This is a genomic window from Desulfomonilaceae bacterium, assembly GCA_041662605.1.
Lineage (GTDB): Bacteria > Desulfobacterota > Desulfomonilia > Desulfomonilales > Desulfomonilaceae > CAJBEZ01.
In genome coordinates this window covers 100,609-116,553 of the sequence record JBAZSD010000013.1, presented here as the reverse complement: position 1 = coordinate 116,553, position 15,945 = coordinate 100,609, and the positions used below count along the sequence as shown (strand labels likewise).

Annotated in this window: 9 protein-coding genes; 3 read left to right on the top strand and 6 right to left on the bottom strand. The window is 47.8% G+C overall.

Features of this window, described 5'->3' with window-relative positions; translation table 11 throughout:
• The 3 genes from asnS to WC647_11880 form a co-directional block, all read right to left on the bottom strand.
• A partial coding sequence (gene asnS / locus WC647_11890; GenBank protein ID MFA6223004.1) for an asparagine--tRNA ligase occupies positions 1-1,192 on the bottom strand: 1,192 nt, incomplete at its 3' end.
• 170 nt (positions 1,193-1,362) lie between these two features.
• Entirely contained in the window at positions 1,363-2,916 is a 1,554-nt protein-coding gene (locus WC647_11885; protein ID MFA6223003.1) for a hypothetical protein, read from the bottom strand.
• Positions 2,917-3,100: 184 nt separating this feature from the next.
• Entirely contained in the window at positions 3,101-4,555 is a 1,455-nt protein-coding gene (locus WC647_11880; GenBank protein MFA6223002.1) for an MATE family efflux transporter, read from the bottom strand.
• Between the two features lie 255 nt (positions 4,556-4,810).
• On the opposite strand from WC647_11880, the gene carB reads away from it, so the two are divergent.
• From carB to WC647_11865, 3 genes are all read left to right on the top strand, one after another.
• Entirely contained in the window at positions 4,811-8,074 is a 3,264-nt protein-coding gene (gene carB, locus WC647_11875) for a carbamoyl-phosphate synthase large subunit (GenBank protein ID MFA6223001.1), read from the top strand.
• Between the two features lie 84 nt (positions 8,075-8,158).
• Complete coding sequence (amrB, locus tag WC647_11870) at positions 8,159-8,995, top strand: AmmeMemoRadiSam system protein B (protein MFA6223000.1); 837 nt, start codon at positions 8,159-8,161, stop codon at positions 8,993-8,995.
• A gap of 149 nt (positions 8,996-9,144) precedes the next feature.
• Entirely contained in the window at positions 9,145-9,720 is a 576-nt protein-coding gene (locus tag WC647_11865; GenBank protein ID MFA6222999.1) for a nitrous oxide reductase accessory protein NosL, read from the top strand.
• A 51-nt stretch (positions 9,721-9,771) separates the two neighbouring features.
• Here WC647_11865 and WC647_11860 read toward each other — a convergent pair whose 3' ends face one another.
• From WC647_11860 to WC647_11850, 3 genes are all read right to left on the bottom strand, one after another.
• Entirely contained in the window at positions 9,772-11,496 is a 1,725-nt protein-coding gene (locus WC647_11860) for an adenylate/guanylate cyclase domain-containing protein (GenBank protein ID MFA6222998.1), read from the bottom strand.
• A 115-nt stretch (positions 11,497-11,611) separates the two neighbouring features.
• A complete protein-coding gene (locus WC647_11855; GenBank protein ID MFA6222997.1) occupies positions 11,612-12,133 on the bottom strand; it encodes a nitrous oxide reductase accessory protein NosL in 522 nt (173 codons plus the stop codon).
• Between the two features lie 20 nt (positions 12,134-12,153).
• Positions 12,154-15,945, bottom strand: coding sequence for an efflux RND transporter permease subunit (locus WC647_11850; GenBank protein MFA6222996.1), 3,792 nt, complete (start codon positions 15,943-15,945; stop codon positions 12,154-12,156).

The window sequence follows — 15,945 nt, the reverse complement described above, 5'->3', positions numbered from 1 at the left end:
GTACTGACCCATATCTCCTGAGGTCCAGATACCATTCAAGTGGTTGTTTGTCCAATCCATGACGTTCAATTCGTCTTTCAAGAGCCTCAAGAGAATCTTCTCGTTGTCCTCCACCAATTATTTCTCCGTAACCTTCCGAGGCCAAAAGGTCAACGGCGAGGGCCAACCGTTGGTTGGCTGAATCCCTTTTCATGTAAAAAGCCTTAATGTCAGCGGGGTAATGGGTTACAAAAACAGGTTTGTCAAAAGCTTCCGACAGGACTGATTCTTCATCTCCGCCCAAGTCTGCGCCCCAGTCAATATCCGCGCCTTTTTGTTTCAATATGTCTATGGCTTCGGAGTATGTGATTCTAGGGAAGGGTGGTTTCACAAGTTCCAGCTTTGAGATGTCGCGTTCCAGGATTTTCAACTGGCTGGAACATTCATTGAGGATATCGGACACTATTTTGCAGATAAGCCCTTCAGCAAGGTCGATTGCCTCAGGTAACTCCCAGAAAGCCATCTCCGGTTCGATCATCCAGAACTCAGTCAGGTGGCGTCTCGTCTTGGACTTTTCAGCGCGAAACGTGGGACCGTATACGTAAATTTTGCCGAGCGCCATCGCCGCCGCTTCCCCATACAACTGGCCCGATTGAGTGAGGTATGCCGATCGGTCGAAGTAGGCAACTTCAAACAGTGACGTCGTCCCCTCACACGCTGTTGGGGTAAGGATAGGGGCCTCAACTGACACGAATCCCAGTTCATCAAAGTAGGCCCGTGCTGATCGAGTCAATACTGAGCGTATCTTCATAAGAGCCGTTTGTCTGGAAGACCGTAGCCACAGGTGGCGGTGATCCATCAGGAAGGCGACCCCATGATCTTTGTTCGAGATTGGGTAGGGTAGCGCCTCCGAAATTACTTCGATGTTGTCGACAGCAATCTCAAAACCAATCGCCGATCTGGGGTCTTTTTGGACCTGTCCCGTTACGATCACAGAGGACTCATAAGGAATATGATCCGCCAAATCGAATACCTCTGGACTTACCCGGTTAGCCATAACAACGCACTGGATCACTCCAGTCCCATCACGAAGCTGTATGAATCGAATTTTGCCGGATGAGCGCCTGTTGGCGACCCAACCGCCAAGGGAGACAATCCTTTTTTCTTGATGGGTTAATGAAGCGATTGTGGTATCCAGATGAAGTTCAGACATCGCCGACTCCATGCACACAATTACGCAAAATATTATGAAATACTAGGCGCATAAAACAACTCAAACCTGAATTTGGGTTTTGAACATGTAAAATATTATTACCAAAATGATTCCGCTTTTGACAATTCATAAAGGAATCTCTAGATCATAATATCGGGAATCAATTTTGGTTAGAAACCGCAATCAGGAACATCAACCTGCACCCAAGCCCCCCCGGGCCCGGTGTTAGTAAACAACAATACCTCGATTCCCCTACTTTTCAGAATAGGCAATTCAACTTTCCAGAAGATAGTGTCTTTGCAGGGATAGTAAGCGGAAATCACATAAGCGTGAACCGTACCGGACGCCATTCTGGCAAAAGCGGCAGAACTGCAATTGAAAAAGGGTTCTATATCTCTTTTGTAGTCATAAATACTCCCAACAAAAGGATGGGGGAACTGGTTAGAATATGCATCGGCCCATTGTCCCCCGGGCGTGTCTCCTATCACAGTATAGCCATCTGCCGTACATTTAGCACCCGCAGCCCCACCACTAAAGAAACAAGCCATGTTTGCAGGACTGGAAAACTGCGAATCATCTGGTAATCCTTCGCATTTGGCATTGGTGATGACTGCAGAGGGTTTGCGCCAGTTACGCTTGGCAGGCTGTGAGGCCAATTGCCTCAAGTGTCGTGGGCTCTTGAAAATCGGCTCAGGTTTGGTGAAAGGATTTTCGCCTTTAACTATATTTTCTGCCTGAAATCCGATATTGACATACGCCCCGATCTGACCATACTGACCAACCAGCCTGTCGTTTCCATATTCTGCGGATACCTTAAAGACTCCATCGGCTGTGGTTACATCCGCGCCGGAACGAACGCCATAAACCTTTGAGTTACCAACTTCGTATTTGTAGCCGGCCGCCTTGACTCGGAAATCATACGCTCGATTAAACAGCGGCTGTGAAAGCCCGGCCTCGAAATCATAGTTCCCAGTCCCACTGGCGATAGCTCCAAAAAGGTTAAAAGTCGGGAAGACACTCCCACGGGAGTCGTAACCCACATAAGAATCGGAGTAATAATTAAAATTGAGGTCAACCGCCGAATCGCCGGGCCCGTTGGCTGCGGCCTGGAATCCGACACTTCTTGCGGATCTCCATGACCCTGTCAAACGTGTAGAATCATAAAATCCATACGCTCCAACGAGCAAATTGTCTCCAAACAGCTTTCGATACCCGAGACCAAATGAAAGATCGATCCTGTTCTGGAGTCCGGCAGGCCCTTGCTGCCAAAAATTGTTCAGGAACGGGAAACCGCCTGTAGACGCTGAACTAGCAGAGTCAACGTGAGCTTCACCGAACACGATATCACTGCTTGTCAGAGACACTGGCAACACATAGTCCGCTGACCACCATGTCTGACTGAGATTTCTTCCGAACAGGTAATTGAATCCGAACTGCAGGTTAGGGATTACAGGCAACCAATTGCGGACCAATGCGCTTGAGATTGGAACCGCTTCCACACCCCCGCCAAATTGCGGTCCTGAAGTTCCTGGCAAAGAAGTTGGTTTAGAAGGGGATAAATCGACTGGAACTACCGTTCTCAATTGTTTGTAGGCGGGGTTAGCGTCTTGAGCCTGGCTCAGGCTTCCAATGGACACAAAAAACAAGGTGATCAGGCACGCTAGAAAGAATTTCGCTGATCGCAGACAAGAATACCGCTTGGATCCTGAATGTTCGGATTTCATTTCAACTCGACCCCGCTCTTTATGAATTTTCGATAGCGTGACTATACATTATGATCCGATGCAAAGGTCAAGGGAAAAATTGACAAAAAACGGGAAAGAAATCTGAGGACTAGAGGACACTGCATACAGGCGCTGGGGGGGGTCAGCGTAGGTTCACCGAAAATGGCTGCCCTCAAATTCATGGCTATCTATCGAGGCTATCATCCTCTCGTTTGGCTGCGACTGAAGGTATGGATGGGTCTACAGGCAAACAAGACTCCCAGAGCATCGTCTTCGTAGTCTTGTCCATGGACGCGTGTATCCATTTGTCGCCTCTGAACCTCGCGATGAGCATACCGCACATGATGACGACAGATAGCGCCATGCACCACCATATCCCTGTTGGACCAGTCTTAAGGATATAGATCGCCACCAGGATGAATGGAATCCTTAGCAACCACATGCCGGTGAAAATAATTCGCATGGTGCCGAATGTGTCTCCTGCTCCCTGCAATGCGCCGGCAAGCGATATCCCAACTGCGAAAAACGGCTCAGCGAGCATATTAATACGCAGGTAACGCGTCATTTCTTCGAGCACGGCCGGGTCTGTGGTTAGATAACTGGAAAGCTCAGGAGCGAATACAAACAAGGCTGCGCATGGAAGGGATACTATAGCCAGGCATAACCCTGCTGTCGCCTTTGCGCCTTGCCTTGCCGCTTCTATGTTTTTCCCTCCAAGTCGATTTCCTGTCACAACAGCCGCAGCCATATTTAACGCAAAAATAGGCAGAAAAATAATTGCTTCGATTCTAACTCCAGCGGTCATTGCGGCTAGAGCTGTTATTTGAGAGCCATGCAATCGGGTGATCAAGAAATAAACTACTAGGGTCCCGGCGTTCCAGGCTGTTTGTTGCAGAGCGGTTGGCACTCCCAGTTTTATCAGGTTGCGAACGCACCTGCCGAGAGGCCTTCGCACTGAGTCTATGGTAATTCTATATGGACCTGTAAATATTCTAAAAAGGTTGAGAGTCATACCGACAGTTGTTGCGAAAGCGGTTGACCAGGCGATACCCTCATATCCCAGTGGAGGGATAGGACCGAGACCAAAAACCAGGACAAAGTCACCGATCACGTTCAGGAGAGAGGCGGAACAGCTATTCACCATGGCTGTTCTTACCCTTCCTGAAGCTCTTAGTATTCCGGCTGTTATTATCATGAGATACGTGGGCGTAAGCACAAGGGAGAAAATCTTGAGAAAGGTTTCCGCAATACCTCTGATCTCTTCCGGCATTCCTGATATTTTAACAAGTTCGTATGCGAATATCCTCGACAGCAGCGATATTACTCCTGATACAAGCAATCCCATCATCAGTGAATTGGAGGAAATCTGCCCGACTCCCAGTCTGGATTTGGCTCCATAAGCCTGCGATATCATGGAAACTGTTCCGACTGAAATTGCATTCGCAAGTATCATCAGAGTCCAATATAGCTGTCCTACATATCCTACAGCCGCCAGAATCTGGGATCCCAACAGTCCGGCCACATAAACGTCCGCGATCCCTATAGAAAACTGAAAGAACATCACCAGGATCATGGGCCATGCGACAGTCCATGATTCTCTGATGTAGGGGAAAATTGCGCGTAAGTTTAAAATGAGCATCTACTGTCTTGAAAATTTGTGTTAATTGGGGCAGCCCATATTTAGAGCAACTGAAAGAAATGTATTCTAACAATAATAGAACTTAACATAATCCAGAAAGTCTGTTTCATTCAAGCAGATGTCAAGAATTCCGCTTCGAGGGCGCTTGGACGGTCTTGAATTTTTAGGCCAACAGCCATATAGTCTGAAAGATTTGCATGGCGACTTTAGGATTCTTGATTAACATTTCAAAAGGTAGCGGAAGAGAACATTTTTATGCCCAAGAGAAAAGACATCAAATCGATAATGCTCATAGGTTCCGGGCCTATAATTATAGGTCAGGCGTGTGAGTTCGACTACTCGGGTACTCAAGCTCTGAAAGCCCTTAAGGAAGAGGGCTTTCGGGTAGTTCTGGTAAACTCGAATCCAGCTACCATCATGACTGACCCGGAATTTTCGGACGCTACTTACATAGAACCCCTGAAGATAGATGTGCTTGCAAATATTATCGCAAAGGAGCGTCCTGACGCTCTATTGCCTACTCTGGGAGGACAGACCGCGCTGAATAGGGCGGTGGAACTGCATGAAGCCGGTGTGCTCGAACGATACGGAGTCGAGTTAATAGGAGCAGGAATCGAGGCAATTAACAAGGCGGAGGACAGAGACCAGTTCAAGGTCGCCATGAAGAACATTGGGCTGGATTTGCCCAAAAGTGGATATGCAGAGTCTTTGCAACGCGCGTGGAAGATTGCGCGGGAAATCGGATTTCCAAATGTTATTCGTCCTTCATTTACCCTTGGAGGGACAGGAGGAAGCATAGCTTTTACCGAAGAAAGTTTCGAGAAGCTCGCTTTATGGGGCCTTGAAGCCTCGCCTGTGGGACGAATCCTTATAGAAGAATCAGTCCTTGGATGGAAAGAATTTGAGCTGGAAGTGATGCGGGACGTGGGTGACAATGTTGTCATCATCTGTTCTATTGAAAACTTTGACCCTATGGGAGTTCACACTGGGGATTCAATTACTGTCGCTCCGGCTCAGACTCTAACAGACAAGGAATATCAAATACTGAGAGACCAGAGCGTCGCGATTATACGGGAGATAGGGGTGGACACGGGTGGTTCCAACATCCAGTTTGCCGTCCATCCTGAAAATGGCCGTGTAGTAGTGATCGAGATGAACCCTCGAGTCAGTAGGTCCAGCGCCCTCGCTTCAAAGGCCACTGGTTTCCCGATCGCTAAAATCGCGGCCAAACTTGCGGTTGGCTATACGCTCGATGAACTAGCTAACGACATAACCTTGAAGACCCCCGCCTCTTTCGAGCCAACCATAGATTATGTCGTCACCAAGATACCCCGCTTCACATTTGAGAAATTCCCCGGGGCGGATAACACGCTGGGCACTCAGATGAAGTCCGTTGGCGAAGTCATGGCCATTGGCCGAACCTTCAAGGAATCGTTACAAAAAGCTATTCGTTCTCTGGAGACAGATGTCCATGGTTTTGAGCCCATTCTTCCGGCAGGACTGAAAAAAGACCAGATTCTCGGCTATTTGAGACGACCGACCCCGGATCGACTATGGCAAATTGGAGACGCAATTCGCGCAGGAGTTGACATTCCTGAAATATATGAGGCGAGCAAAATTGATCCGTGGTTCCTGGATCAAATCAGACAGATTATTGATATGGAATCCGAAATCGCCAAACCGGGTTGGCTTGAAGGGCAGTCATGTGAGGACAACCTACGCAAGGCAAAATCCATGGGATTTTCCGATATACGGATTTCCGAACTCGTCAAGCGCGAGGAAGATGATATTCGTTCCCTCAGGATAAAGTCGAATGTGCGGCCTGTTTTCAAGAGAGTAGACACCTGCGCCGCGGAGTTCGAAGCCCATACGCCCTATCTTTATTCTACATACGAGGATGAAGATGAGTCCGGTGTTACGGACAGAAAAAAAATAATGATTCTGGGTGGTGGCCCAAACAGGATAGGCCAGGGAATTGAGTTTGATTACTGCTGTGTTCACGGTGTGTTCGCCCTTGAAGAAGATGGATTTGAAACCATTATGGTGAACTGCAATCCCGAAACGGTGAGCACTGACTATGACACTTCCGATCGACTCTATTTTGAGCCGTTGACACTTGAGGACGTCCTCGAAATTGTTGACCGGGAAAAACCTGATGGTGTGATTATACAATTTGGCGGCCAGACGCCTCTAAAGCTCGCTATCTCTCTCTGGGAGGCTGGCGTTCCGATAATCGGAACTTCTCCTGACGCTATAGACAGGGCTGAAGACAGAAAACGATTTAAGGAAATGCTTCTCAAACTTGGGTTGAACCAACCCCCTAATGACATAGCCCACTCATACGACGAGGTCATGGAAGTAGCCAAGAGAATTGGATACCCCTTGGTAGTACGGCCTTCGTATGTGCTAGGTGGCCGTGCGATGGAAATAGTTCACAATCAGGAAGATCTCCAGGGCTATCTTACGGCAGTTGTTAAAGCCTCCCCTGATCATCCGATCCTCGTGGACGGGTATCTGACAGGCGCCGTTGAAATAGATGTTGACGCCGTTTCCGATGGTAAAACAGTAGTTATAGGCGGAATCATGGAGCACATCGAAGAGGCCGGCATACATTCCGGAGATTCTTCATGCTCTCTGCCACCATACAGTCTTGGGAGATACCACCTTGATGAGATTCGCAGGATAACACGGATGCTGGCTCTAGAGCTTAAAGTCCGGGGATTGATGAATCTTCAACTTGCTCTCAAAGATGGGGAAATATATGTTCTGGAGGTAAATCCTCGAGCATCCAGAACTATTCCATTTGTTTCGAAAGCCATTGGGGTTCCTCTCGCCAAGATTGGGGCCCGAGTAATGGCGGGCAAGAGTCTTGAGGAAGTCGGCTTCACAAATGAGATTATTCCTGACCATGTTAGCGTTAAGGAGGCTGTCTTTCCGTTCATTAAGTTTTCTGGCGTTGATGTGGTGCTTGGACCAGAGATGAAGTCAACCGGCGAAGTCATGGGCATTGACATGGAGTTCGGTCAGGCTTTCCTTAAAGCGCAATACAGCACTGATTTCCCTGTTCCTACCGGTGGGAGGGTCTTTTTGAGCGTAGCCGGCCGGGACAAGGCCACTGCCGTGATAGTGGCCCGCAGGATGAGCCAGTGCGGATTTACTTTTGTTTGTACAGAAGGTACGGCTGCAGCGTTGGAGGCTGCGGGCATCCCCAGCTTGGTGGTGGCGAAGGTTCACGAGGAAGGCCAATTGGACGTGATTGACTTGATTAAGAAGAATGAAATCGTCCTGGTGATCAATACTGCGGCCGACAAGAAATCATTTAAAGACTCTTTGGACATTCGACTGGAAGCTTTGAATCGCAATGTCCCATACTTCACCACTCTGGCAGGGGCAAACGCGTTGTCGCTCGGCCTCAAAAGCGTTTGCAGGGGGGATGAATTCAAGGTGATGTCCCTCCAGGAGTATCATCGACTTTCATTGGCAGGCAGGCTGGTAAACTGCTATTCAAACAATTTCTGACAAGTTGTCGTCCCTGATTTGTTAATAAGGCCAATACTTGGCGCCGATGGTTGATCCGTAACAATCTGAAAAGGGGGTGTATTCATGAGTTTCAGATCTCGCATGTTACCGGTAGGCTGGTATCCTGGTTCGGCTAAAGAATGCGAACGGGAAATAACCTTCTTTCTGCAAGGGTTCAAACCGCCGGAAGGAAAGTGGACAGCCGGAGTGGCTCCGCACGCTGGTTGGGCGTTTTCCGGAAGGGCTGCGGCCCGTGTTGTCAAGACCTTATCTTCCAGGGGGGCAATCGACCGGGTGGTTATTTTTGGGGGACATCTCCCCGGCGGCAATGCTCCAATAGCCTACATGGAAGAATCATGGGAGACCCCTTTGGGGCAGCAGGATTTGGACGCTGACTTCTTGTACGAATTTGTCGCTGATGGGCATGCTCGTCCTGCTCCCAGGGGATTCTCGGACAATACGATTGAGATCCAGGCCCCTCTCGTTCGATATTTCTTCCCTGCTGCAAAGATAATCGCAGTTCATTCTCCATCTTCCGAAGAATCAATTACTCTGGCAAGGGTAATTAAGAAATTGCTTGATGAGAAAGCCCTTAAAGCAGTGTTTCTAGGCTCAGCCGACCTTACGCATTATGGTCCAAACTATGGCTTTACCCCAAAAGGAACAGGGGCTGCGGCCATAAAATGGGTGAAAGAAGAGAATGATAAGGTCCTGATTGATAAGGCGCTCGATATGAAAGCGTCGGAAATCTTGAGGGAGGCTCCGGTAAGGCAGAATACATGCTCAGCCGGCCCCATCGCCTCAATAATCGAAATAGCCAGGTTGTGCGGCGTAACCAAGGGAACCCTTATCGATTACTACACGAGTTATGACGTAATGCCGGGCTCAAGCTTTGTCGGGTACGCCTCAATAGTTTATTGATTCAGGGGTATCAGAACAACCAAACATGGAAACGACTTTTGTCGAGTCCCCGGAAACTTTGAGCAGTTTTTGTGATTAGGGCGTAATCTATTTCAAGAAGATATGTTATAGGAACAGACAAGAACGAAAATCTGTTTAGGAGGGCTAACATGAAATGGTTCGAGCAGGTAAAGGAGCTTTCCCGAAAGCCCTGGATAGCTGTTGTAATTGTGACCTTGCTTGTCGTCACAACGCCATTGCGGACGCAGGCTTCCGATCATGTAGGCCTACCTGACGGACTGACGCTCAAGTTAGGTACTTTGTGCCCTGTTTGTGGAATGAAAGTTGGTGGTGAGCTTGGAGCGGAAGCCATTTATGCTTATAGTGAAACAAAACTTGTTGGTTTTGCCGGGGCGAGCGCATCCGTTTTCGAGAACGGGTCGGTTGTAGGGTTCGATGGGGCGAGGTGTCTGTTTGTTTACAATACGATTCCGAAGAGATTTGGTATTGACGTGACTAAGATTAAACATTCTTACGTTACAGATTTTGCAACCAGGAAATTTATTGATGTTAACGATGCTTTTTTCGTTATGGGTACCAAAGTACTAGGGTTCATGGGCTACGATCTCATCCCTTTCTCCACAAAAGCGCACGCAGAGCAATTCATGACCGAGTATGGAGGTAAACGTATTATTCAACGCTCCTCCGCCCGCCCGGAGGATGTGGACAGACCCAAAAAAGAATAGAGATCATGAGTCTTGGCGGATTTGAAAGGTTTCAATGTCTTTGGAGAGCGCCTAGGCGCATGAGTCCTTAATGCAGGTTGAGTCAATCTCATAAAGTCTCTTTTGGTCTTCCACGCCTTTCAAGCAAACCTCGAATTCTCTTATGACCGTGAACCGGTCTCGGACAAGTCCGTAAGTCACTTCAGAAACTACGACCTTTCCCGGGCTCGCAGTTGCCTGAATTCGGTCCGTCAGGTTCACATCCGCCCCGACAATTCCGTATTTGGCTCTTGTTTTTGCGCCTATGTTGCCGATTACGACTTCACCGGTATTGATTCCGATGCCCATCGACAAAGCGGGAAAGCCGTTCGAAACACTTTCTTTGACGAAACCGTCCATCTCTCTTTGCATCTCCAGAGCGCAATAGACAGCGTCATAGGCTCGTTTCTTGATGTCAGAGTCTACTCCATTGAAAAAAACCATTATCGAATCACCGTAAAAATCTACGATGATGCCCCGATGTTTCTCTATTACCGATATCATACGCGAAAAATAACTGTTCAGGATTGTAATGACGGTTTCAGGATTCAACTTTTCAGAAATAACGGTGAAGTCTCGCAAGTCGGACATCATTATGGAAACAACACCCTTTTCGCCTCCCAATCGTAGCGCTTCAGGTCTGCTCATGAGATCCTGAGCCACTTTCTTGTCAACATATCGTCCGAAAGTCTGTTCTATCAGGTCTCGCTGTTTGAGCCCCTCCACCATTTGATTAAAACTTCTATAGAGTTGTCCTATTTCATCAGACCGTGTATCGGACAATTTAAAAGAATAATCTCCTCCCTGAACTTTTGCCGCAGCCTCTGAGATATCTGATATCGAATGAACCACTGGTCGTGTGACAATCCGAATCAATGAAAGGATGATGGTTAAGGCCAGGAGACCGGCCACGGCGTAATAAAACCGGAACTGAATTATCGGCTCTAGCGTGATCCGACCTTGCGAAATCAAGACGATATACCAATTTATCGACGGGATTTTATAGAACCCCGCCACGACATCGGGAGGATGTCCCGGTCCAAAAACGTTCCCAAAGGGTTTATTCCTGATGTCATTAAGAATTGTTAGTTCTAATTGGTCACCATTGTCCCCGACTTTTTTCCTGTCCGCATAGCTTTTGTCCGTAACGGCGAGGAACTGCCCCGTGCTTGTAACCAGCCACGCCGAACCACCTTCCATAAGTGTCATTTTCTTAATCGGATCGAGAAAGGAATCGAAACTAATTCTGACAAGTAGTTTTCTGCCGGATTCAGGATTGTCAGTGTCGAGGTTCCTTATGATTCTCAGGTTCTTATCAGGTGAGTTCGGGTCCATTACCGGAGCGCAAAACCCAAAGTCCCCGCAAAGTTCCATGGTATAGCTGCCAGTCAACGTTCCCCGGTCCAACTCGTCGAGTTCATTCCCCGCAGCCGTTTTGCCGTGTTGGGCATTGGCTTCTTTGACAACATCAACGAATCGAACCCCCGGCTTCTGCAGTAACTCCTGAATCAGGAATGCCTGGGTAATGTTTCTGTCGGGCGTATCTTCAGCCTTTGCAATCAAATTAATCAGCTCAAGCTTTTCATTTAGCGACATGCTGATTTCATGAGCGGCCTTTTCCAGTTGAAGATGGATTGATACCAGCCACTGGTCGAGGAGATAGGCTCTTGCGAAGAAGAACCCCCAAAAACCGAAAGCAGTTACTATTACTGCTACCGGAACAAGCAAGAAAAGAAAAAACCGTCGTTCCAAAGACATAAGTTATACCAGGGTAAAATGGTTACAGCGCCTGGAACGTTTCCTGCAGATCGTCGAGTCCAATGGGGGACAAGTTCCGATCGTTTTCTACCGTCTTTCCAGGCGCTTTCAATTCCTAGTGCTTCATTTTCATCATCTTTTTTTTCGGACCAACATCTTGGAGTGAGACTTGAGAAAATGCAAGAACCTTTTTGTCTTTGGCTCCTGAGGCGAATTTTTCAGCGTCCGCCTTGTTTGAAAAAGCCTCCATTTCGGGTCCCATCATTGGAACCGTCTCCGGCCCCAATACAAATACGGCGTTTTTAGGTTCGATAAGTTTCTTGGAATCATGCTCTAACACGAAGGACTTTTTAACGTTTTTCGGATCAAAGCCGAATGTGTCCGGAGCGAGCAGGTAGCGAAAGAAATCCGAAATCTTGTCGAATGGAACTACTTTTCCATCGGAAAAAACGATTACCGCGTTCACATCCGCATCCGACGCCATATTCATCTCACAAACCGGACATGTCGCAGGGAGTTCGATCTTCGAACCATCCGGTGTCTCTAAACTTTGGGCAGCGTACGCATAAGACGCTGCGCCGACCATCAGAAACAGAAACCCGATCATTGAGATTGAACGTAATATGTTATTTTTCATGATGAATTCTCCTGTGTTTTTCAAGATTGAGTCAGCTTGGTGAACTGAATTTCCTTCACAAGACAATAGATGTTTGGGACAACAAATATGGTAATTATATCAATACACATCCCACCAAAACTCGGAAGAGCCATGGGAATCATGACGTCCGCCCCTTTCCCCTGAGATGTGAGAACCGGTATCAAAGCAAGAATCGTGGTAGCCGTAGTCATAAGGGCCGGCCTCACTCTTCTTAATCCAGCCTCTACCGTGGCTTCCCTGATTTCCTGGACAGAACTAAAAGAATGTCTCGCAAATACCTGGTCCAGGTACGTGGAATATATGACCCCATCATTGGTGGCTATACCGAAAAGGGCCAGGAATCCCACCCATACGGCCACACTCAAATTGTATGGATGAACCTGAAACAGTTCCCTCATGTTGACCCCGAACACACTGAAATCGAGGAACCATGGTTGGGAGTATAGCCACAGCATCATGAAGCCGCCGGACCACGCGACGAAGATCCCGGAAAAAACATTTAGCGAAGTTGGTATGGAGTGGAACTGCGAATAAAGGACTGTGAAGATTAGACACAGCGCTATGGGTATTACGATTCTGAGCGTTTGTTCGGAACGAACCTGATTTTCATAAGACCCTGCGAAGGTTATTGATGAACCGGCTGGAAGCTTCAACTCGCCGGTCTCTATTTTATGTTTCAGAAAATTGTCAGCGGCTTCAACAACGTTTACTTCCGCAAATCCGGGTTTTTTGTCAAAAAGGACATAACTGGTGAGAAATGTGTCTTCTGATTTTATGGTCATTGGTCCAGGAGTGTATTTTATCGTGGCGACCTCGGACAGGGGGACTTGAACTCCCTCTTTGTTGGTCACAAGGATTTTTTCCAGCGACTCCAGAGAATCCCGAAGTTCTCTTTGATATCTTACACGCACAGGATAACGTTCCCGACCTTCAACCGTTGTGGTGATCTTTTTACCCCCAATGGCGATTTCCAGAATGTCCTGAACATCCTTTATTGACAAACCGTACCTGGCTATGGCCTTTCTATCGATATCAATTTCAAGATAAGGGTTTCCGACGACTCTATCAGCGACAACCGTAGTAGGATCTATGGATGGGACTTCTTTCAGATATTTTTCAATCTCAAACCCCAATTTTTCAATCTCATTTAAATTCTTGCCTTTTATCTTAACGCCCATAGCGGCCCTCATGCCGCTTTGAAGCATCACTATACGGGCCGCTATCGGTTGAAGTTTGGGAGCGGATGTCACACCCGGAAGTTTCGACACTTCGATAATCTCTTTCCAGATGTCGTTAGCCGTTTTGATTTGAGGCCGCCAGTTTCGGATCGGTTTGCCTGTTTTTGGGTCAATTTCGTGTTGCCCAGTTACCGGGTCGATTTTGTATTCAGGCAAATATGTGATGACGGTTTCGATCATGGAAACCGGCGCAGGGTCTAGTGCGCTCTCTACTCTGCCTATTTTGCCTACAACCGACTCCACCTCAGGGATGGAGCGGATTGCAATATCCTGTTTTTTAATGATATCCAGCGCTTCACCAATCGAAGCGTGCGGCATGGTCGTGGGCATATAGAGAAAGGAGCCTTCATCAAGTTCCGGCATGAACTCCTTTCCAAGTCCGGGAAAAGCACGAGCCAGCCTCGACCACAGTCGGTTGGTCCTGATAAGACTTTCCCAGTTTTGGGCAAGGTTTGCTTTATCGACTGACTTGATCGAAAAAATGGAAACAGTCTTACCCACCGTCCATGGAATGACTCCGAATACTCTATCGAATCCAAGCCAAATGACACATCCAAATATTACAAGCGATACAGGGAGGGCTAGGAAAACAGGTTTGTGGTTGAGACTCCAGGAGAGAATTACCCTGTAATTTGCTGTGAAAATCTTTCGGACCGCCAGCAGCCCAAAAATTATACCTGAGGCGAAGATGAAATTTCTAACGAGGCCTTTCTCCGGCCCTAAAGGTAGCCAATGTGATGTTAACAAATATGTTACAAAAATCAGGGCGACGATATTAAAGAAAATTGGGATCTTGTCCTGAATGTATTTGGGTAAAGCTTGGGAAATAATTTTTACAATGGAAACGAAAATAAGCGGAGCGCCTATCAGCCAGGAAGTCGACAGCCCAATCCATGACCCCACTGCGCCCACAATCAAATAAATTACCAAGCGAGCGTGTTTGGTTATTTTGCGCCTTGTAAAGACGATATGAGCCAGAGGAGGGACCAGAGCCAGGGCCAAAACCAATGAAGCGGCCACAGCAAAAGTCTTGGTGTAGGCCACAGGTCCGAATAGTTTGCCCTCAGGGCCAGTTAACGTGAAGACCGGCAGGAATGATATGATTGTCGTCAGAGACGATGTTACGACTGCGCCGCCGACTTCTACCGCAGAGGCGTGGACAATATCAAACATACTTGCGTCGGCTGGGGCTTCCTCTATGCGTTTAAGTATATTTTCGCAAAGGATGATACCCATGTCGACCATTACCCCGATGGCGATAGCTATGCCCGAAAGCGCCATGATATTGGCGTCTACCCCTACAAATTTCATAATCACGAACGTCAGGAGAACCGCCAGTGGGAGAACTGATGATATGAGCAATGAACCCACAATATTGTTCATCATCACGATGACAACAATTATCGATACCAGAATCTCCTCGTGAAGGGCGCGATTCAGAGTATCCAGAGTTTCGTAGATGAGATTGGTTCGATCGTAGAATGGAACAATCTTGACCTGGGACACTCTGCCGTCTTCAAGTTTTTTTGTGGGAAGGCCGGGGCTAATTTCCGCTATCTTTTTCTTTACGTTCTTGATCACCTGGAGAGGATTTTCGCCAAATCTTACGACAACAACTCCTCCTACAGCCTCAGCCCCCTCTTTGTCCAAAGCCCCTCGTCGCATTGCAGGCCCCAGAGAAACCGTCGCGACGTCCTTTATGAACAGAGGAACGTTGTCATTTACCTTGACCACGCTGTTCTCAAGATCTTGAACCGATCTTATGAATCCAAGCCCACGTATGCTGTACTCTGTCCGGTTTACCTCAATGACACCTGCTCCGACGTCAATATTCGAATTTTGCACTGCGGAGAAAACCTCCGGCAATGTCACGTTATGAGCCCGCATTGCGTCCGGATTGACGTCGACCTGGTACTCTTTTACGTATCCACCGATTGAAGCGACTTCGCTTACGCCACCTGCGGACTGCAAATAATATTTTACGTAGTAATCCTGGATGGTCCGTAATTCGTCGAGCCCGAATCCTTCACCTTCAACCGTGTACCAAAAGACCTGACCTAGGGCTGTCGCGTCGGGTCCCAGAGTAGGTTGAACCCCCTCAGGCAGTGTGCCCGGTTGAAGTGAGTTTAATTTTTCTAGAATCCGGGACCTTGACCAGTAGAAGTCTATATTTTCCTTAAAGATTATATAAATTGTGGAGAAACCGAAAAAAGAATTGCTCCTGATTACTTTGACTCCAGGGACACCGAGCAGTGCGACTGTCAACGGATATGTTATCTGGTCCTCGATGTCCTTAGGGGATCGCCCCTCCCAGGTGGTAAACACGATCTGCTGGTTTTCCCCAATGTCCGGAATGGCGTCAACCGGGACAGGCGCTCTTGGTAGCCATGAAATGTTCCAATCAAACGGAGCGACGGAGATTCCGCCCAGAAGGGTGAAACCCAGAACCAAAGCCATAAAAAGTTTCCGTTCGATCCAGAAACGCATGAACCTTGAAAACAAACCATCGTTATTTCCCTGCAGGTTCTCAAGTTTTGATTTAACCGAATCCAT